Origin of the sequence: Tessaracoccus bendigoensis DSM 12906 (assembly GCF_900141915.1) — a bacterium.
Classification (GTDB): Bacteria; Actinomycetota; Actinomycetes; order Propionibacteriales; family Propionibacteriaceae; genus Arachnia; species Arachnia bendigoensis.
In genome coordinates, this window is sequence record NZ_FQZG01000017.1 from 20275 (window position 1) to 40638 (window position 20364).

Consider the following 20364-nt stretch of genomic DNA (forward strand, 5'->3'; position numbering starts at 1 on the left):
CCAGAGCGTCCGGATCCGAGGACAGCGGAGCGGCTGGGGGATCCGTTCGGCCATCACGCTAGCCATCCCGGAGCGACGACGGGCGGTTTCGCGTGTACGGAGTCGTACGGGGTTGCCTCCTCCTTTGCGCGTCTCGCCCGTACGGAGTGTGTACGGATGGTTAGCTACGTTCATGCAGCTACCCGGCACCCGAGAGCGGCTGGTCGACGCGTTGGGCGCGGCACGAAAGGCGCGCGGAATCTCGATCCGTAGCGCTTCGGCGCTCATCGGCCTCCCGCCGTCCACGATTCAGGGCTGGTTCGAAGGCAAGCACCTGCCCACCCAGGCGTTGACGCCGAAGTTCCTGGATCTGCTCACCCACCTCGGACTTGCCGCCTCCGACGAGGACCGCCGACTCTGGGCCGATGCGCTGGCTGCGATCCGTTCGGTCCGGCAGGTTTCGGAATCGCCGTATGCCGGTCTGAATCCGTACAGCGCCGAGCAGGCCCGCCTCTATTTCGGACGCGAACGCTCCCTTGGAAAACTGGTCGACGCCTGCCTACGCCCATCCGACGACGAGACGTCACGGATAATCATCCTCCTGGGCGAGTCAGGATCGGGGAAGTCGTCACTACTGGCCGCCGGACTGATCGGTCGGGAAACCTCCCGCGGCGGGGCCCTGAGTCATCTGAAACCAGTGCAGGTGGCACCCGCCGGGATCGCCGCGCAGGAACTGACCAGCGCCCCCACACTGCTCGTGATAGACCAGTTCGAAGACCTGGACCAACTACCACCCGAAGAACAACAGGCTGCGATGGAGCGGCTCGGCACCCTGCCGGAGAACACCATCTGCGTCCTCGGGTTACGGGCGGATGCCATCGGTTTGGCCATGAGGCATGAGTGGCTGGCGCAGGACCTCACCACACCGGTCGTCCTCGGCCCGATCCCCGAGGACGCTTTCGTCCGAATCATCGAGCGCCCAGCCCTGCAGCACGGCCGGGCGGTCGCCCCCGAACTGACCCAGCTCTTGATCCGCGACATCTACGCGTACGGGGAGCCGGCGCCCGGCGTGGTCCTTCCGCTGCTGTCGAACGCGCTGCGGCGCTGCTGGGAGGAATCGAAGGGCGCAACGCTGACGCCTGCGGACTATCTGGCGACCGGTGGCCTCTGGGCCGCACTCAACCAGGAAGCCGATGCCATTTTCGATCGCTTCTCGCCTGCCGAGCAGAAGACGGCGCGGCGACTCCTGCTCTCGCTGTTCAATGTCGACGGCGCCGCCGCCCTACGCCGCCGCATCCCGGTCTCGGCCCTCACCCCGGAAATGGCCGAGGTTTCGGAGCCCTTCGTGGCGTCCCGCATCCTCGCCCGTGTCGACGACCATCTGATGGTCGCGCACGACGCACTCCTGTTGCACTGGCACCGGCTGGCCTCGTGGGTGGAGGCCGCACAGACGACATTGCTGCTTGGGAGGCGCATCCACCTGGCGGCCCAGTTGTGGGACGAGGGGGGCCGCACGAACGACACCCTGATGCCCGCCGAGGCACAGTTGTGGCGGGCTTGGGCCGACTCCGATGAGGCCACGGTGCTGTCGGCCACGGAGCACGCCTTCATTGACGCCAGCTGTGAACTCGGCGAGGCAACGGTCGTGGAGCAGCGCCGCACCATCGCCCGGATGCGGGTGCGGCAATACGTCGCCCTGGTCGCCGGTGGTCTCGCCCTGGCCATGTCGGTGGTCACCATCGCGGCCTCGGCCAGGTCCGAGGATTTCCGCCGCCAGGGCGAGGCAGCGACACGCGCAGCCCAGTCACGGCAGGTGGCGCTGATCAGCGACGAGGTTCGGGGTTCGTCCCCGAACGTGGCGGGCCAGCTGAGCGTCGCGTCCAGGAGGTTGGACGACAACGTCCAGTCCCGCTCCAGCCTGCTCACCTCGGTGGCGGCCAACCCGCCGATCCGGGCCACCGGCCCCTCGGGCAACACGATGCTCGCTACCTCTGCGACGGGTCGGCTCATCGTCCGCGGCGACAGTGAAGGAAAGCTGAGCATCTGGCGCGACGGCGACATCCGGCTCACCCCTCAGAGCCTCGCGTCCGGGGGAGGGCAACTCTTCTCCCTGTCGCTGCGTGAAACCGGATCCCGGATCCTGCTACTGGTCGCCGGCCAGAAGACCGCCGCGGTCTGGGACATCACCGGGCAGCCGGAGAAGCTGATCGATTCGGGGGAGAAGACCGTCGGCTACAGCACGACGTGGCAGGGAGATACCGCACTCATCGGCACCCTGGACGGCCAGATCCACCGCTTCGATCTGACCGACCCGTCACGGCCCCTGAGGTTGCCCGACCTGCAGCTTGGCGAGGAGACGCAGGTAACCGCGCTAGCGGCGAGCGGGTCCTGGATCCTGGCGGGTGGTCGCCGCGACCGAATCGAGGTGTTCGCCGACGACGGCACCGCCCGGGGCCCGCTGACTACGTCGGGCACCGTCCGCGCCCTCACAACCTCGCCTGACGAGGCGACCTTCGTGTCAGGCAGCTCGCGGGGGGAAGCGACAATCTGGGATGCCACGACACTCGGGAAGAAGCGCTCTCAGACGACCACCACGGCCATCAATGCGGTGGCCTACCAGGGCGACGTCCTCTGGCTCGCGGGCTCATTCGGCGCCGTCGAGGCATATTCCGCATCCGGCCTCCTGCTCAGGACCCTGCCGGGGCGCAGCATCGTCACAAGCGTGGTCCCTGCAGGCGACAACATTCTGACGGGGTCGACAGAGGGCGACACCAGCTTCTGGTCCGCGCCGGGCGACGTTGTCCTTGCATCCGCGCAAGGTGTGAGCCACTACGACGTCATCAGGAGCACGAACGGACTCCTGATCGGCACCGACACCGGCGCGGTGATGATGGCCTTCACGGATGGGCGCTGGACGGAGCTTCCCCTCGCCCCCGCGCCGGACGGCTCCGGGTACAACCCCTACTACGCCATCGACCTCGAAGGCGACACGGTGGTCAACCAGACCAACGACGGCTCCCTGGTGACCTTTACCCGAACTGACGGGCACTACGAGGTGGCGGGGGAACAACCGATGCCGACCGGCATGGCCGACATCCAACTCTCCCCCGACGGAAGCCAGCTTGCGGTCGCCTACCAGGGGCAGGCGGGATACCGGCTCTACACGGAGTCGGATGCCGGTTGGGTGCTCAATTCCACCCTCAATGCGTGGCCCGGCAGATCGGCCTTCAGCGACGACGGCGCGCTCTTTGCGGCCATGTCGGTCGACGGCAAACAGTTCGGGCTGTGGTCGATGGCGGGAGATGTCCCGGAGGAGCTCGTGATCCACCCGACCAGCGAAGACACCGTGCCGGTCTCGTTCACCTTCGCTCCGGACGGCACGCTCGCGGTGAGCGACGACGGCGGCTGGATCACTCTGTACGACGTGAGTGCGCCCGACACCCCGGAGCCCATCCACCGGTTGGGCGACGCGCGGGGGGCGCTCTCCCAGATCCAGTTCACCGAGGATGGGAGCCAACTGCTCGCATCTTCACGCGCCGGCGAGTTGTGGGTCTGGTCCAAGACGGATTCGGGCTGGCCGCTCGACCTGATGCTCCGTCCCGGTGGCCCGAACGTGACCGGTGTCGACTCCTACGCCGGCTGGTACGTGATGTCGCTCGACAACGGCACGACCGTCGCATGGGAGGACGACCCGGCGACCGCCCGAAATCAGCTCTGCCGATCGTTCGGCTCCGCCTTGTCTCCGGCGGAGTGGGAACGGCTCGTCCCCGGGGTCCCGTTCATTGACGGCTGCAAGAAGGCTTGATCAGCGCCCGAGTTCGCGGTTGAGTGCCCTCACCGTCATGGTCGCGGTATAGAGGTCGGCCCCGGTCAGTTCACGGTAGCGCTTGATGGCCGCAACCTCGCCGCTCGCGTGGAGCGCGAGGATCACCTCGTCGCGCTCAGCGTAGGTCAGGGGGCGTGGCGGTGTGGATGCGATCTGACGAGGCTTGCGGGTGTTGTTCATGCTCGGCCAGATCACCCAGATCCAGATCGCGGCCATCGGGACGAGGAACCAGAGTCGGCCGTCTGCCGCCCCCGAGACGAACAGCGCGATCAACAACACCCACCACTGGGCGAACCAGGGCCTGACAGGCGCCTTTGCCACCTCGTCCGAGTCGTCGCCCCAGTGCGGCACGGCCGGGGGTTCGGCCGGGTATGCCTGGTTCAACCCGTACGGGTCAGGGTAACCCGGTGTGGGCGACTGCCCGACCGGGGGCTGACCATGACCGGGCAGGTCGTAGAACAGCGCGCTGAGATCCGTCTCGGTGCGTGCCGCGAACGCCTTGTCCATCCGCTCGTTGTACTCCGCCGGGCTCAGTCGACCGGCGGCCATGTGGTTCTGCAGTTCGGACAGTGCGGCCTCACGCTCCGCATCGCCGATCCGCATGGAGTCATCGCCAGCCATTCCTCAAGACTACCGGCACTTCCACGCCGCGGCTTCTCCGCGGCTACCGACGCGCCTTGACCGGCCCGCGGCCCGGGTGGATGCCATGAAGATTGCGCGCCGACCGTACGATCATGGTGGGAGGGTAGATGACCAACGACACCGCGAAGTCGGAGCTGGAGACGGCCATGGAGTCGCTGCGCAAGCGCGGCTTCATGCGCACAGCCCCGTTGTCGCCTCGACTGATGGAACTGCTCCAACTCGATCCGTCCACCTCTCCGGACACCGCGCGGGAATACGTCCGGCGGAGGCTCATCGCCACCGCGGATCAGCTTGACCCCACGCTGCGCACGGCCTTCCTCGTGGTCGGGGGCCTTCGACCCGATGCCCCTCCCGGCACCGGGGAGCGACTCGCCCAGGCGGCCGCGCAACTGCGGGTCTCAGAACGGACCGCACGCCGCCGCTTCGAGGAGGCCACAGAGCAGATCGTCCCGATCCTGCTCTCGACCGGCCACAGGTCGGTGCTACCCGAGATCGACTACTCCTTCGTCCACGTCAGGACCAGGTTCGATCTACGTGACGAGACCCCCTACATCGTCAACGAGCGCACGATCAGCGTCCGCTCGGACGGGATCGACCACGTGGACGAACGCATCGGGTTACCCCGGTTCAACGGCGACAACCTGTTGGTCCGGGCGCTGGAGGGCTGCAAGCTCGACCATGCACGCAAGGTCGGGATGGGCATCTGGGACGTGCGGCTCTCGTTTCCACGTCGGCTCCGGACGGGCGACCGGCACTCGTTCGCCACGTCTTTCGAGTTGCCGGGGCGCGACGCGCTGGACCCGATCGCCGGGTTCCTGCCGCATACCGTCAGCTACGACGCCTCGGTCGAGCTCTTGTTCGGCGACCGACGCCCTGCCGCCCTTGAACGCTTCGTCTCGCCACCGCTGATGGACAGCTCGACCAGCCTCCCGGATTCGGAGTTGATCGAACCTGTGCAGGCGCACCACGATTTCACCTTCAACAAGATGCAGCCTGGGCTCTGCTACGGCGTGCGGTGGCGTTGGGACGACCAGGGGACGCAGAGCGCCAGCCTCCAAGCCCGGCAGTAGCCGACGCCGTGGCACCGCGGAGTCGATCCTCCACGGTGCCACACCGGCGGCTCAGACCATCGTGATCGCGTCACCGACCCGGTCGAAGCGGACGTCCGCCCCGTCCTCGACCTCGCCGGAGAGCAGCCCCCGGGCCAATTGGTCCTCGATGGTGCCCTGCACCAGCCGACGCAACGGCCGTGCACCGTAGACGGGATCGAAACCGACATCCGCCAACCATGCACGGGCGGCGGGGGTCACCTCGAGACCGATCCGACGTTCGGCCAGGCGACGGTTCAGCTTGCCGATCTGGATGTCGACGATCCTGCCCAGATCCTCCTGCGTCAGCTGGTCGAACATCACGATGTCGTCGAGCCGGTTCAGGAACTCGGGACGGAACGCCTGACGCACGACCCCCATCACCGCGTTGCGGCGGTTCTCGGCATCGAGTAGCGGATCGGCCATGAATTGGCTGCCGAGGTTGGAGGTCATGATCAGCAGCGTGTTACGGAAGTCGACCGTGCGGCCCTGGCCGTCGGTGAGGCGGCCGTCGTCGAGCACCTGCAGCAGGATGTTGAACAGATCCGGGTGCGCTTTTTCGACCTCGTCGAGCAGGATCACCGAATACGGCCGCCTCCGCACCGCCTCGGTGAGTTGCCCGCCCTCCTCGTAGCCGACGTAGCCGGGAGGCGCGCCGACGAGCCGCGCAACGGAGTGTTTCTCCGAGTACTCGCTCATATCGATGCGCACCATGGCGGTCTCGTCGTCGAACAGGAAGTCGGCGAGGGCCTTGGCCAACTCGGTCTTGCCGACGCCGGTGGGGCCGAGGAACAGGAACGAGCCGATGGGACGGTTCGGGTCGGAGATCCCTGCCCGGCTGCGCCTGACGGCGTCCGACACTGTTTTCACCGCCGCCTTCTGCCCGATCAGGCGTTCGCCGATCCGATCCTCCATCTCGAGCAGCTTCGCGGACTCTCCGGCCAGAAGGCGTCCGACGGGCACTCCGGTCCAGGCGGAGACCACCTCCGCGATGTCACCGGCGCCAACCTCCTCTGAGACCATCGAAGACGTGTTCTCGGCCCCCTCGGCCTCGGAGATCTCCCTTTCGATGCCAGGGATCTCGCCGTAGAGAATGGTCGAGGCGCGCGTCAGGTCGCCCTCGCGCTGCGCCTTCTCGGCTTCGACCCTCAGCTCATCGATCCTGCTCCTGAGGTCGCCGACCCGGTTCAACCCGGACTTCTCCGCCTCCCATTTGGCCTCCAGGCCTCGCAGTTTCTCCTGCGAATCTGCCAGTTCGGCCTCGAGGTGCGTGAGTCGCTCTTTGGAGGCCGCGTCGGTCTCCTTCTCCAGAGCGAACTTCTCCATCGTCATCCGGTCGACCTCGCGGCGAAGCATGTCGATGGCCTCCGGTGAGGAGTCGATCTCCATCCGCAGCCTGGACGCGGCCTCGTCGACCAAGTCGATCGCTTTGTCGGGCAGTTGTCGGCTGGTGATGTAGCGGTTCGACAGCGTGGCGGCTGCAACCAAGGCCGAGTCGGTGATCCGCACCTTGTGATGCGCCTCGTAGCGTTCGCGGAGGCCTCGCAGGATCGCGACGGTGTCCTCGACCGATGGTTCGCCCACGTAGACCTGCTGGAAGCGGCGCTCCAGCGCCGGGTCCTTCTCGATGCGTTCCCGGTACTCGTCGAGTGTGGTCGCGCCGATCATCCGCAGCTCGCCTCGGGCCAGCATCGGTTTCAGCATGTTGCCCGCATCCATCGCCCCCTCGCCTGAGGCACCCGCGCCGACGACGGTGTGGAGCTCGTCGATGAAGGTGACGACCTGGCCCTCGGATTCCTTGATCTCGTTGAGCACGGCCTTGAGCCGCTCCTCGAACTCGCCGCGGTACTTCGCGCCGGCCACCATCGAGGCGAGGTCGAGCGAGACGAGGCGACGGTCACGCAGCGAGTCGGGCACGTCGCCGGCGACGAGGCGCTGGGCAAGCCCTTCGACGACGGCGGTCTTGCCTACGCCGGGTTCGCCGATCAGCACCGGGTTGTTCTTGGTGCGCCGGGCGAGCACCTGGACGACGCGCCTGATCTCGGCGTCGCGCCCGATCACCGGATCGAGCCTGCCCTCACGGGCGGCCTCGGTGAGGTCGACGGAGTACTTGTCGAGCACGGACTCGCCCCCCTCGGACTCGGCGGAGGTGACCCGCTTGCCGCCACGGGAAGCCGCGAACGCGTCGCTCAGCGCAGAGGTCTTGACCCCGGCCTTGTCAAGAACGGTCTTGGCCGCAGATGGGATCACCGACAACCCGATCAGCAGGTGCTCGGTGGCGACAAAGTTGTCGCCCAGCTCGTCTGCGAGGGTCTCGGCCTGCGCCAGGACGCGGGCCAGCGGCCCGCTGAGCGCGGGTTGGGACACCGAGGTGCCGCTGGTCGACGGCAGTTTGCCGATGGCCAGCACGGCTGCGTTGTCGACGACGGCGGGGTCGGCTCCAGCCGCCTCCAGCAGCGCCCCGACGGTGTTGTCGGGCGTGAGGAGCAGCCCATGGAGGAGGTGCTCGGGTTCGGTGTTGGGGTTGCCCTTGGTGAGGGCCTGTCGCACGGCTGCGGTGAGCGCGTCGCGGGACTTGGTGGTCAGCCTTTCAGTGTTCATGTGTGTGTCTCCTAAGGATCATTTTCAAAGTTGAGTCTACTACACTCAACCTCCCGACAGGAGCCGATATTCCTTCCGGGCGCCATGCGTACCCGGCCTCTGACCGGTCCGGACGCTGTGCAAGTATGGGCTCCATGAAGGTTCTCGCGAAGACGCGGCCAGGCCCAGGGCTGGAACTGATCGATGTCCCGACCCCATCGCCGGGTCCCACCGAGGTGCTGATCAGGGTCAGCCACACGGGCATCTGTGGCACCGATCTCCACATCTCCAACTGGGACGGTTGGGCGCAGAAGACCGTCGAGACACCCCGGATCATCGGCCACGAGTTCTGCGGCCACATCGTCGAGCTTGGTTCCTCTGTGACGGGCCTCGAGGTCGGCCAGTTCGTCTCCGGCGAGGGCCACTACGTCTGCGGCCGCTGCCGCGCCTGCCTGGCAGGCAAGCGGCACCTGTGCCGCAACACGCAAGGCATCGGATACAAGGTCGACGGGGCCTTCGCCGAGTACTTCGCGATGCCCGCAGCCAACGTCTGGGTACACCCGAGCGACCTCAACCCCGAGGTCGCCGCGATCTTCGACCCGTTCGGCAACGCCGTACACGCCGCCCTTCAGTTCCCGGCCCTGGCCGAGGACGTCCTGGTCAGCGGTGCAGGGCCGATCGGGATCATGTCCGCGCTGGTGGCGAAGTTCCAAGGTGCCCGCAACGTCGTCATCACCGACCTGAGCGACGCCCGGTTGGAACTGGCCCGCAGCCTGGGCCTCACCTCGACCGTCAACGTCGGACGGGAGCGGCTCGAGGACGTCTACGACCGGTTCTCGATGAAGGAGGGCTTCGACATCGGCCTAGAGATGTCAGGCTCGGGTGCGGCACTGTCGTCGATGATCGACAACATGACCCACGGCGGTCGCATCGCGCTGCTCGGCACACCGTCGCGGGAACTCACGGTCGACTTCTCCACGATCATCTTCAACATGCTCACCATCCAAGGCGTCACCGGCCGACAGATCTTTGAGACCTGGTACGCGATGAGCGCGCTGCTGCGCTCTGGGCTCGACATCTCCGGCGTGATCACCCACCGCTTCCCGGCGGAGCGCTTCGAGGAAGCGTTCGCCGTGGCGGGCGACGGGCAGTCCGGCAAAGTCATCATGACGTGGCAATGAAACTGATTCGAGGCAGGCAATGAACATTCTGGACCAGATCAACGACGAACTCGCGCAGTTGCGCGCCGACGGCCTCTACAAGGAGGAGGCGCCGCTCACCACGGCGCAGGCCGCGCACGTCGGCACCCTTGGCGGCGACGTGATCAACCTGTGCGCAAACAACTACCTCGGCCTGGCAGACTCACCTGTCCTGATCGCGGCCGCGAAGGCGGCGCTCGACAGGTGGGGCTTCGGGATGGCCTCGGTTAGGTTCATCTGCGGCACCCAGACCCAACACCAGGATCTGGAGGCCGCGCTCACCACGTTCCTGCGGCCCGGCTCCGCCGGGTTCGACACGATCCTCTACTCGTCATGCTTCGACGCCAACGGCGGCCTGTTCGAGACCCTCCTCGGTGCCGAGGACGCGATCATCTCCGACGAGCTCAACCACGCGTCGATCATCGACGGCGTGCGCCTGTCGAAGGCGCAGCGGTTCCGCTACCGCAACCGCGACCTGGCCGACCTGCGCGCCCAGCTTGAGGTGGCCTCCGGTGCCCGGCACAAGCTGATCGCCACCGACGGCGTGTTCTCGATGGACGGCTACGTCGCCCCGCTCGACGAGATCTGCGCGCTGGCCGACGAGTACGGCGCGCTGGTGATGGTCGACGATTCGCACGCCGTCGGCTTCATGGGCCCGACGGGGGCGGGCACCCCTGAGCTGTTCGGGGTGAGCGACCGGGTCGACATCCTCACCGGCACCCTCGGCAAGGCCCTCGGCGGCGCATCCGGTGGTTTCACCTGTGCCCGGGCGCCGATGGTCGAACTGCTGCGGCAGCGCTCGCGCCCGTACCTGTTCAGCAACTCGCTTGCGCCGTCGATCACCGCGGCGTCGATGGCGGTGTTGGAACTGATCGGAACTCATCCCGAACTGCTGGAGAAGCTGCGGGAAAACACCGCATACTTCCGCCGCCGGATCGTCGAGGAGGGCTTCGTGGTGCCCGAATCCGACCATCCGATCGTGCCGGTGATGCTGGGCGACGCCGTCCTGGCCGCCAAGATGGCCGACGCGATCCTCGCCCGGGGCGTCTACGTTCGCGCGTTCAGCTACCCGGTTGTGCCGAAGGGTAAGGCACGGATCCGGACGCAGATCTCGGCGTCGCTGACGCGGGAGGATCTTGACAAGGCGATCTCCGCGTTCGTCGCGGCCCGCGACGAGGTCGCCGCCGGATAGGGCTGTGCTTCCGGGTGTGGCGAACGTAGGCTCCGGGTATGTGCCGAAACATCCGACCGCTGAACAACTTCGAGCCGCCAGCAACCTCTGATGAGGTCCGCTCCGCCGCGCTCCAGTACGTCCGTAAGGTCGCGGGGACCACGCGACCGAGCAAAGCGAACGAGGAGGCCTTCAATCGGGCTGTCGAGGAGATCGCCCACATCACGGCGCACCTGCTCGACGACCTGGTGACGACGGCGCCGCCGAAGGACCGCGACGAGGAAGCCGCCAAGGCCAGGGCCAGGGCGGCCAAGAGGTACGCAGCCGCCGGTTGAGCCGGTCCCCAGCCGCCGGTTGAGCCGGTCCCCCGCGCGAAGCGCCGGGACCGTGACGAAACCACTCCCCAACCCGACAAGCAAACCCGGCCAAAGACCCTGAACAACAACACCGGGTAACGACCAAGCCAGCTCGCTGGCGCTCGCCGGGCCCAACCAACGGGTCGACCGCGAACGCTGCTAGGGTGATTTCTGCCGGGGTGCCCCACCGATGAGGGCTGAGATCACACCCGCAACACCTGATCTAGGTAGTGCTAGCGAAGGGAGCCCACATGCAAGCCGTACTCGAAGAGGTCCGCAGATCGACGCCACTGGTGCACTGCATGACCAACACCGTCGTCCCCGAGGTCACCGCCAACGTGCTGCTCGCCGTCGGCGCCGCGCCTGCGATGATCGACCTGCCGGAAGAGGCGGAGATCTTCGCCACAGTCGCCTCGGCCTTGCTGATCAACGTCGGAAACGGGTCGGCCGAACAGCACGAGGGCATGCGGCGCGCCGCCCCTGCCGCGGTCTCGGCCGGTCGACCGTGGGTACTCGACCCCGTCGCGGTCGGCGCCCTGCCCGTCCGGACGACCCTGGCCCGCGACCTCGTGGCACAGCACCCCGCGGCGATCCGTGGCAACGCCTCCGAGATCCTCGGCCTGGCGGGCGTCAGCGCCGGCGGCAGGGGGGTCGACGCCACCGACGAAGCAGATTCGGCGCTCGCGACCGCCCGCGAACTTGCCGCCACCAGCGGGGCAGTGGTCGCGATCTCCGGCCCCGTCGACCTGATCGTCTCCGCCGACCGCGTGACCCGGGTGACCGGCGGCAGCGACCTGATGCCGCTGGTGATCGGCACCGGCTGTGCCCTGGGCGCCACCGTCGCGGCCTGCCTTGGCGCGGCCCGCGCGGCCGGGTTGGACGAGCATGACGCCGTCGTCGCGGCGCATGCGTTGTTCGCCGCGGCTGGCACGGCCGCGGCGCGCACGACGCACGCCCCCGGCAGCTTCCGCACCGCCTGGATCGACGCCCTGTATGAGTTGGCCCCGGCGCAGGTCGCCGAGCTTGTGGACATCCAGGAGTCATAGGTGCGCGCCCTTCCCGGGGTTGCCGCCGCCATCGACTGGCGCCTCTACTACGTGACCGACACCGCGCTCAGCGGCGGCCCAGAAAAGGTCGCGGGCATCGTCGAGCAGGCGGTGCTCGGCGGTGCCGGGGTCATCCAGGTGCGCGACAAGCAACTCGACGATCCAGCCTTTACCCGCCTCACCCGTGGCTGCCTTGACGCTGTCGAACGCGCCTTCGACGCCACCGGCCGAAGGGCCGCCGTCTTCGTCAACGACCGGCTCCGCGTCGCAGAAGAGCTCGGGTTGCATTTCCATCAGGGCCAGTCCGACGGCGCCGTCGAGGCCGCCCGCGCGGCGCTCGGGCGAGACCTCCTGATCGGGCTGTCGATCTCGAACCGGGCCGAACTGCAGGAAGAGCTGGCCGACCCGACCGCCGACGTGCTCGGCCTCTCCCCCATCTGGGCGACCCCGACCAAGACCGACACCGAACCGGCCCTCGGCCTTGCAGGAGCCCGGGAACTCGTGGCCACCACCGCGGGCCGCGCAGCGACCGTTGCCATCGGCGGCATCACCGCGTCCAACGCCCGCGACGTGATCGCCACCGGCGTCGACGGCGTCTGCGTCGTCTCCGCGATCGCGTCCGCGCAAGACCCCCGCGCGGCCGCGGCCCATCTCCTCTCGCTCTGGAGCAACCGATGAACCCCAAGATCGCCCTCACCATCGCAGGCTCGGACCCGAGCGGCGGGGCCGGCATCCAGGCCGACCTCAAGACGTTCACCGCGCTCGGCGTCTACGGCACCGCCGCGATCGCCGGGCTCACGGTGCAGAACACGCAGGGCGTCCGCGCGGCGGCGCCCGTCGACCCGGCGCTGGTCCGAGACCAGATCGCCGCGGTCCTGGATGACCTGCCGGTCGCGGCGACCAAGCTGGGGATGCTCTCCAACGCCGCGGTGGCAGGTGTCGTCGCCGACCTGTTGGAGGAGCGTCGCGCCGACTTCGGGGTCGTCGTCCTCGACCCCGTCATGGTCGCCACCTCCGGTGACCGGCTGTTGCAGGACGAGGCCGTCGAGACGGTGCGTGACCGCCTGCTGCCGCTGGCCGACCTGATCACCCCGAACATCCCCGAGGCGGCCGTCCTACTCGGTTCGACCCCCGCCGGGCACCTCGACGAGTCGACGGCGCAGGCGCTGGCCCTGCGCGGCCTCGGAGCGCGCGCGGTCCTCCTCAAGGGCGGGCACCAGAGCGGCGAGGAACTCACCGATGTCCTGGCCGACGCGGAAGGCGTCACGCTGTTCACCGACGGGCGCATCGACACGCGCAACACGCACGGCACCGGCTGCACGCTCAGCTCGGCCATCGCCGCGTTTTCGGCGCTGCACGGCGACACCATCGGCTCCGGCATCTCCCGGGAGGCGATCGGGCAGGCCCGGGGCTATCTGCTGCGCGCCATCGCCTCCGGTGCCGCCTGGACCCTAAGCCGCTCACCCGGGACGGGCCACGGACCCGTCGACCATCTCGTCGGAAAGGCCCGCCCATGACCTGGCAGACCCGCAGTTTCAGCCGGCGCGTCTGGGAGTCGACCGCCTCCCTCCGCGGCGACATCGACGCGCTCCCGCTCCTTACAGAACTGGCCGACGGCACCTTGGCGCCGCACCGGTTCGTCGAATACCTGGCGCAGGACGACTTCTACCTCCGCGGCTACGCCAGGGCGCTCGCGATGCTGGCCACCAGGGCTCCGACCACCGCGGCCGCCGCCTTCTGGGCCTCAGGCGCGAGCGGGGCGGTGGCCGCCGAGGTCGAGATGCACGTCGCCTTGCTCAACGATTCCCGCCTCGCCGAGCTGCCACGGGCTGAGGCCCCCTCCCCGACGACCCGCGCCTACGTCTCGATGCTGCAGACGGCGGCGGCCTATGAGCCGTATGCCGTCGGCGTCGCGGCGGTCCTGCCCTGCTACTGGGTCTATGCCGACGTCGGGAGGCGGCTCGCGCACACCGCCTCCCTCGTTGACGACCACCCGTACCGCGCCTGGCTCGCCGCCTACGACGACCCGGTGTTCCAGGCCGCCACGCGCGGCGCGATCACGTTGCTGGACGATGCGGCCGACGCCACAGACGATGCCACGCGGGATGCGATGGCGGAGGTGTTCACGGCGGCGACCTGGTACGAGCAGCAGTTCTGGGCACGCTCCTATGAGTTGGAGCGGTGGCCGGTCATCTGACGCTCAGCAGCCGTCAAACGAGACGTCAGTGGTGAACACCCCCGCAGACATCTCGGCGATCACGTCGGAATCCTTGAGCGGCACGCTCGGCGCGTAGCTGTCGGGGCCTGCCACCCGGAAGATCAGTTCCCGGTTGCCGGTGCGAACCGAGCCAAAATACTGCATCTCGCCGTAGTTCTCCTTCTGGACCACCTTGAAGGCCGAGCCGTACAACGCCTTGACCTGGCCGACCGTCATACCGACCTTCGCCCCCATATCCGTGCGGGTCGTCGTGTTGCTGACCGCAACGTCCGCGCGCCCCATCACGAAGAGCTTGCGGCTGGTGAGCGGTGCCGCCTCAACATAGGAGTCGCAGATGGAGCCCAGCTTGACGTAGCCGAGCCGCGCGTAGTTGACCAGCGTCGCGTTGCGCTGGGCGGTCGTCGAACCGATGATGCCCAGCGGACCGAGACCGTTGATGGTCAGGACGCTCTGGTCGAGGACGTGCGCCGGAATCTTCGTCACCGGAGGGATGGAACCCTGCGCGAAGCGGACGATGTTGTTGAACACCCAGCCGGACCGGCTCACGTAGCTGCCGCCCGAGGTGGCGACATAGTTGGTCCAGATGTAGGAGCGACAGCCCCCTCGCCCGGTGGCCGCCGTGTCGCACTCGGTGCGCCAACGACGACCGTTCGACGTCCAGGCCGCCGTCCCGCCCTCAACGCCGTACGCCCCCAACGGGTTGGTCTTCCACGCCGACCTTGCCGAGGGGAGGTAGGTGAGGTTGTTGAAGTGCCAACCCGTGACGCTCCTGAATCCGTTTCCGACCTGGACGACCTGCGTCGCCCAGATCCGGGTGGTGCAGCGCACGACGCTCGACGAGTACTTTTCACACTTCGTGTCCCAAAGTCGTCCGTTCTGGATGTGGCCACCCGGGGTGGTGTAGACGTCGGGCCCGGCCGCTTCAGCTGGCCGGGCCACCAGCCCGGCCATGGCGGTTGCCGCGGCGACGACACCGATCGCGATCCTGCTGAGACTCCTCATCATGCTTCCTCCGTAACTATTTGGAGCAGGTGGCCTCCAGGGGTCGCGGTCGGGGCGATCAGGCTCCGCCCGCGGGAGGCTTCTTACCCATCTCTACGCCTGGCCCGCGGCGCCGGTTGCACTTCAGGTAGACGAAATACTGCCGACAAGTAGCCGATAGATAACAATCTGTCGCCAACTTTGGCCACCTGAGCGTCTTGAGCGTCCAAGTTCGGGTGTCGGTGTGGACCAGCTTGGATCGTGCCAATTAGATTGGTCCCATGCAAGAGCTTAATCAGATCCCGGGGAACGACCCGATCGACGAGGTCAGCGGTCACCGCACACTTGGCCCGACGTCCACCCCGACCCACCCGTTGGCCACCGCCCCCGTCGGCATGCCGGCGCACTCGGTCGACGGTTTCGTGCGTGAGTTCCTCCACGAACTCAACACGAACCAGGGCGTGGCACTCTCCCGGTCCAGCGCCAACGACCAGTACCTGGCCCTGGCCAGCACCGTCAGGAACTACCTGATGGCGCGCTGGCTGGAAACCAGCCGCAGGACGCGTGAGGCAAAGGCCAAGACGATCGGGTACCTGTCGGCCGAGTACCTGCTCGGTCGCCAACTCGGAAACGCCCTCCTGGCCACCGACCTCAACGAGATCGCCGAGAAGGGCTTGGCGCTGTGCGGCCTCGACCTGGTGACGTTGCGCAATCAGGAGGTGGAGCCCGGGCTCGGCAACGGCGGCCTTGGGCGCCTCGCGGCCTGCTTCATCGATTCGCTCGCAACGATGGATGTCCCCTGCATCGGTTACGGCATCCGCTACGAGTACGGCATCTTCCGCCAGACCTTCGTCGATGGCCGTCAGGTCGAGGAGACCGACACCTGGCTGGCGCTGGGTTCGCCGTGGGAGTTCCCCCACCCCGAAGCCTCGGTTCAGGTCGACTTCGGTGGCCACACCGAGAGGTACGTCGACGCGGACGGCGAGGAGCGCACCAGGTGGGTGCCGTCCTGGAACGTGCTGGGCGTCCCGTACAACTACATGGTCCCCGGCTACCTCAACGGTCGGGTGAACACGCTCCGCCTCTGGTCGGCGCAGGCCACCAAGGCGTTCGATCTGCAGATCTTCAACGCCGGCGACTACGCTCAGGCCGTCCGTGCCCAGACGTTCGCCGAGAACATCTCGAAGGTGCTCTACCCCGAGGATTCGACGCCTCAGGGCAAGGAACTGCGGCTCCAGCAGCAGTACTTCTTCGTCGCCTGTTCGCTGCGCGACTTCATCGACAACGAGCTCGAGGAAGGCTTCGATCTGCACAACCTGGCGGATCGGATCACCTACCAGCTAAATGACACCCACCCCGTGATCGCGGTGCCCGAGCTGATGCGGCTGCTCATCGATGTGCGCGGCTTCTCCTGGGATGAGGCCTGGGAGGTCACCAGCAAGTGCTTCAACTACACCTGCCACACCCTCCTACCCGAGGCACTTGAGGTGTGGTCAACGGAGTTGCTCGGGAGGCTGCTGCCCCGCCACCTTGAGATCGTCTACCGGATCAACGACCAGTTCCTCGCAGAAGTGGACAAGACCTTCCCGGGCGACGGCCTCCGCACCCGCAGGATGTCGATCATCTCCGAGTACCCCGAAAGGGGCGTTCGGATGGCCTACCTTGCCACCGTGGCGGCCGGCAAGGTCAACGGCGTCGCCGCCCTCCACTCCCAACTGCTCCGGGACAAGGTGCTCCCCGACTTCTCCGAGTTGTGGCCCGACAAGTTCACGAATGTGACCAACGGGGTGACCCCGCGCCGGTTCGTCAAGCTGGCCAACCCCAAGCTCTCGGACCTGATCACCGACGCGATCGGCCCAGGCTGGCTGACCAACCTCGAGCGTTTGAAGGAATTGGAGCCCTACGCGGACGACCCCGAGTTCAAGGCTTCCTTCGCCGCCGTCAAGGCTTCCAACAAGCAGCGCCTGACCGCCCTGCTGAAGACCCGAGACGACATCGATCTGCCAGATGGCCACCTCCTCGACGTGATGGTCAAGCGGCTGCACGAGTACAAGCGCCAGTCGCTGAAGCTGTTGCACATCGTCTCCCTCTACGAGCAGGTGCTCTCCGGGAAGCTCCCGGCCTCCGCCCTGACGCCTCGCACCGTCGTCTTCGGCGCAAAGGCGGCCCCCGGGTACCGGATGGCCAAGGACACCATCCACCTGATCAACAAGGTCGCGATGAAGGTCAACTCGGCCCCCGAGGTCGAGGGACGGCTGAAGGTCGCGTTCCCTGCCAATTACAACGTCACCCTCGCTGAGAAGCTGATCCCGGCCGCGGACCTGTCCGAGCAGATCTCGTTGGCGGGTATGGAGGCCTCGGGAACCGGAAACATGAAGTTCGCCCTCAATGGCGCGCTCACCATCGGCACGGACGACGGCGCCAACGTCGAGATCCGCCAACTCGTCGGAGACAAGCACTTCTTCCTCTTCGGCATGGATGAGCCTGCGGTAACCGAACTCGGAGCCAAGGGCTACCACCCCGGCGCGTACTACGAGTCGAACCCGCAACTGCGGGCCACGCTCGACCTGATCCTGTCTGGTCACTTCTCCGACGGTGACCCGCACGCCTTCGACTCGGTCGTCTTCAACCTGCTGCACCAGGACCGGTTCATGGCCCTGGCGGACTTCCAGTCCTATGTCGACACCCAGGCCCTCGTCGAGCAGCGCTACGCCGATCAGGACGCATGGACCCGTTCCGCGATCCTAAACGTGGCCAGGACGGGCTACTTCTCGTCCGACCGCTCGATGCGCGACTACCTGCAGCGGATCTGGCACACCTCGCCGATGCTCTGACCCGGAGCCTCAGAAAGGGACGGGCCGTCACCCCAGGGTGGCGGCCCGTCTCGTCTTCATGCTCCAGGCTCAGTCGCGCACGATCAGCGCCTGGAGGCCGAACGGGCCAAGGGTGACCCTGAAACCGGCCTGTCCCTCGGCCACATGGCTGCCGAGCGGTTCCGCCACGGCCACCCGCTGAGACGTGCCCAGATCGAAGACCTCGTCGCCGAACCTCAGCTCCCGGCTGCACACCACGGTGGAGGCCTCCCTCTCGGCGAAGTTGAACACACAGAGCTGAAGGGCACCGACCGCCAGCCGGTTGACCATGATCAACATGGCCGGATCGTCAGGCTCGGGCACCTCCAGCAGCGTTCCGGTGGCGATCCCGTGCGCGGCGCGCAGGTGCAGCATCGACGCCAACCGGCTCGCGAACGACCCCGGATCGCCCAACTGCTGGGGCAGCGTCCCGTAGAGGGAGCGCGCCTTCGGCAGCCCCGAGGCCGAGCGGTTCGCGTCGGGGTTGTGACCCATCAGGTCGAATGCGCCGCGCTCGATCCAGCGAGTGTCCCCGGTGGAGATCAGGTCTGCAACCTCATCGCGGTCCACCGGGAGCGCCCCGATCAGATCCCAGCCGGACAGCGCGAACACCCCTGGCTGGAGTGCGTTGTACCCGGCGAGCAACAGGTGGGCGTCGCGGATCCGCGCGACGTCGTCGTCGTCGATGGTCGACAGGTCGCTGATCCCCAGGCTCGCGGTGATCACCGACGCGGTGGTCGAGGCGATGCCATTCTGGGTGAACACCGCGTTGTACGGAGCGGCCGGGCCCGTGATCCGACGGCGAAGGTCGTCGCGGATCTTATCCGCCAGGTCGGCGCCCGTGTACTCCACGTCACCGAGCCGGTAGATGTCGGCCCGGTGCGTCGTCGCGAAGTGCACCAGTTCATAGGTGAGCTCATCGTGGTTCTGAAGGGCGTGCACCAGGGCGCCCTGGTTGACGCCGATCTTCAGTCCTTCCCGTAGCGCCAACCGGAGAAAGCCCGTGTCGCCGGTGGCCAGCGCATGCTGATACGCGGGTCGCGTCACGAAGTCGTACGACAGGTCGGGGCCCGTGACAGACGTGGCACGGATCGCGTCCATCGACAGGTTCAGCTCCTGGAACGTGAATCCGCCGACCTTGCGCACCATAGAGCCGATCAGCTGGTTCGCGGCCACGGACAGCGGATGCCCCTCAGACCAGGCGACGCCCCCCTCGTCATCCTCGCTCGCACGCTCCACCCCGAGGAAGCCGTTCGCGTCGAGCCGTAACCCGCCCGCACCCAGGTCGGTCAGGGCGTGCAGCGCATCACCCATCACGAGCCGCATCCCGGCGAAGGTCGGGTCCAGCCAGTTGATGGAAGGCTGCCCGTCCTTGAAGTAGTGCAGATAGACCCAGCGGTGCGGTTCGCCTCCGGTGTCGAGCACCTCGGCCGTAGCCGACCAGTTGGTCTCCTTGACCCCCGGTTCATAGAAGATGACGCGCTGCAGCTCGCCGATGATGTAGCCGGCGTCCTTCAGCCTCCGCTCATCCTCGGCGCTGAGGTTGACCGAATCGCGCCCATCGGGAACATCCGGGAGGAGGTGCCAGGCGTGTCTGGGGATGTCGACCATGTGGTAGATCCCGGGATAATCACGGTAGTTCATCTCCGCGAGCCGGAAGTCAGATCCCTTACCGGTGTGCGCCGGGATCAGATCGTCGATGATGGTGCCGCCGCGCGACGAGGCGGTCGCCTGCATCGCACGGTAGTCGTCCTCGGAGCCGAACATCGGATCGATCGTCATGGAGATCCGGTCGAAGTGGCCGTCGATCGACGGGGTGCGCGTCCAACCGGAAACGCCGCCCGCGAGTTTCACGGGGCCGGTGTGGATGGCTCGGATGCCCACCCGCGCGAACGCGTCCCACAGGTCGTCGGCCCCGAGCGCCCGGAGGAAGGATTCCCCCTCTCCCGTGATCTGGGACAGCGGATAGGCTGTGAACCAGACCGATGCGGTGTCGATGGCGCCGCGGGGATGAGGGCTGGCATAGGCCCTCCCCCACATCTCCGGCTGCCCGGAGAGTTGCCTTGCCAAGGTCTTCGCGTCACCCAGCATCGAGTGGTTGACGAGCCATTCGACATAGGCCCCGTTCGTCCCCACGGGTTCGAAGGGGGTCGCCAGCGTTCCCGTGAAAGAGAGGTGGCGGCGCGCACGGGGGCGCAGCGCCCGCGGGCGTGCGGGGTAGAACGCCTCGTCGAAGTTGATCTCCTGGTCGACGGCGTCCGCCACCGCCGGGTGCGCCTCTGCGACACCGGGTGCCGGGATCGGGATCGTGTCGGTGTGCGGCTCGTGCTCCTCGATGGGATCGGTCAACGCCGAATCCTTCCTGTGCGGGTGGAACCCCAGCCTATTGCGTGCGCGCACGAGCCGTGGCTACCCCACGAGAGAGA

General features: G+C 67.3%; 14 protein-coding genes and 1 riboswitch. Of the genes, 10 read left to right on the plus strand and 4 right to left on the minus strand.

The window, feature by feature from the left end; all coding sequences use genetic code 11:
- Positions 1-172 precede the first annotated feature (172 nt).
- Positions 173-3784, plus strand: coding sequence for an nSTAND1 domain-containing NTPase (locus tag BUC15_RS05985; RefSeq protein ID WP_073186622.1), 3612 nt, complete (start codon positions 173-175; stop codon positions 3782-3784).
- Here the strand turns inward: BUC15_RS05985 and BUC15_RS05990 are convergent, their stop codons facing one another.
- The gene (locus BUC15_RS05990) at positions 3785-4426 is read right to left on the minus strand and encodes a DUF1707 SHOCT-like domain-containing protein (protein WP_073186623.1); all 642 of its coding nucleotides are present in this window, start codon (positions 4424-4426) and stop codon (positions 3785-3787) included. It lies immediately after the preceding gene.
- A 128-nt stretch (positions 4427-4554) separates the two neighbouring features.
- Here BUC15_RS05990 and BUC15_RS05995 point away from each other — a divergent pair, with 128 nt between their 5' ends.
- Positions 4555-5517: a hypothetical protein gene (locus tag BUC15_RS05995; RefSeq protein ID WP_073186624.1), complete on the plus strand. Its 963-nt coding sequence runs from the start codon at positions 4555-4557 to the stop codon at positions 5515-5517.
- A 51-nt stretch (positions 5518-5568) separates the two neighbouring features.
- Here the strand turns inward: BUC15_RS05995 and clpB are convergent, their stop codons facing one another.
- The gene (clpB, locus tag BUC15_RS06000) at positions 5569-8136 is read right to left on the minus strand and encodes an ATP-dependent chaperone ClpB (RefSeq protein WP_073186625.1); all 2568 of its coding nucleotides are present in this window, start codon (positions 8134-8136) and stop codon (positions 5569-5571) included.
- A 134-nt stretch (positions 8137-8270) separates the two neighbouring features.
- Here clpB and tdh point away from each other — a divergent pair, with 134 nt between their 5' ends.
- The 7 genes from tdh (at position 8271) to BUC15_RS06035 (ending at position 14084) form a co-directional block, all read left to right on the plus strand.
- Positions 8271-9296 (plus strand): L-threonine 3-dehydrogenase, encoded by a 1026-nt coding sequence (gene tdh, locus BUC15_RS06005; protein WP_073186662.1) that lies wholly within the window; start codon positions 8271-8273, stop codon positions 9294-9296.
- Between the two features lie 19 nt (positions 9297-9315).
- Positions 9316-10506, plus strand: coding sequence for a glycine C-acetyltransferase (locus tag BUC15_RS06010; protein WP_425443333.1), 1191 nt, complete (start codon positions 9316-9318; stop codon positions 10504-10506).
- Between the two features lie 38 nt (positions 10507-10544).
- Complete coding sequence (locus BUC15_RS06015; RefSeq protein WP_073186626.1) at positions 10545-10820, plus strand: DUF2277 domain-containing protein; 276 nt, start codon at positions 10545-10547, stop codon at positions 10818-10820.
- Positions 10821-11006: 186 nt separating this feature from the next.
- A riboswitch (TPP riboswitch) is annotated at positions 11007-11103 on the plus strand.
- Positions 11093-11887: a hydroxyethylthiazole kinase gene (thiM, locus tag BUC15_RS06020; protein ID WP_073186627.1), complete on the plus strand. Its 795-nt coding sequence runs from the start codon at positions 11093-11095 to the stop codon at positions 11885-11887. (Overlaps the previous riboswitch by 11 nt.)
- Positions 11888-12565, plus strand: coding sequence for a thiamine phosphate synthase (gene thiE, locus BUC15_RS06025; RefSeq protein WP_073186628.1), 678 nt, complete (start codon positions 11888-11890; stop codon positions 12563-12565).
- Positions 12562-13404 (plus strand): bifunctional hydroxymethylpyrimidine kinase/phosphomethylpyrimidine kinase, encoded by an 843-nt coding sequence (gene thiD, locus BUC15_RS06030; RefSeq protein WP_073186629.1) that lies wholly within the window; start codon positions 12562-12564, stop codon positions 13402-13404. Before thiE ends, thiD begins: the two co-directional genes overlap by 4 nt.
- Positions 13401-14084: a TenA family protein gene (locus BUC15_RS06035; RefSeq protein ID WP_073186630.1), complete on the plus strand. Its 684-nt coding sequence runs from the start codon at positions 13401-13403 to the stop codon at positions 14082-14084. Before thiD ends, BUC15_RS06035 begins: the two co-directional genes overlap by 4 nt.
- 3 nt (positions 14085-14087) lie before the next feature.
- Here BUC15_RS06035 and BUC15_RS06040 read toward each other — a convergent pair whose 3' ends face one another.
- The gene (locus BUC15_RS06040; protein ID WP_073186631.1) at positions 14088-15107 is read right to left on the minus strand and encodes a hypothetical protein; all 1020 of its coding nucleotides are present in this window, start codon (positions 15105-15107) and stop codon (positions 14088-14090) included.
- A 260-nt stretch (positions 15108-15367) separates the two neighbouring features.
- Between BUC15_RS06040 and BUC15_RS06045 the strand changes: the two genes are divergently transcribed.
- Positions 15368-17920 carry a glycogen/starch/alpha-glucan phosphorylase gene (locus BUC15_RS06045; RefSeq protein WP_073186632.1) on the plus strand — a complete coding sequence of 851 codons (2553 nt, stop codon included), beginning with the start codon at positions 15368-15370 and terminating at the stop codon, positions 17918-17920.
- A 69-nt stretch (positions 17921-17989) separates the two neighbouring features.
- On the opposite strand, the gene treS is transcribed toward BUC15_RS06045, so the two are convergent.
- On the minus strand, positions 17990-20287 hold the full coding sequence (treS, locus tag BUC15_RS06050; protein ID WP_073186633.1) for a maltose alpha-D-glucosyltransferase: 2298 nt from the start codon (positions 20285-20287) through the stop codon (positions 17990-17992).
- Between the last annotated feature and the right edge of the window lie 77 nt (positions 20288-20364).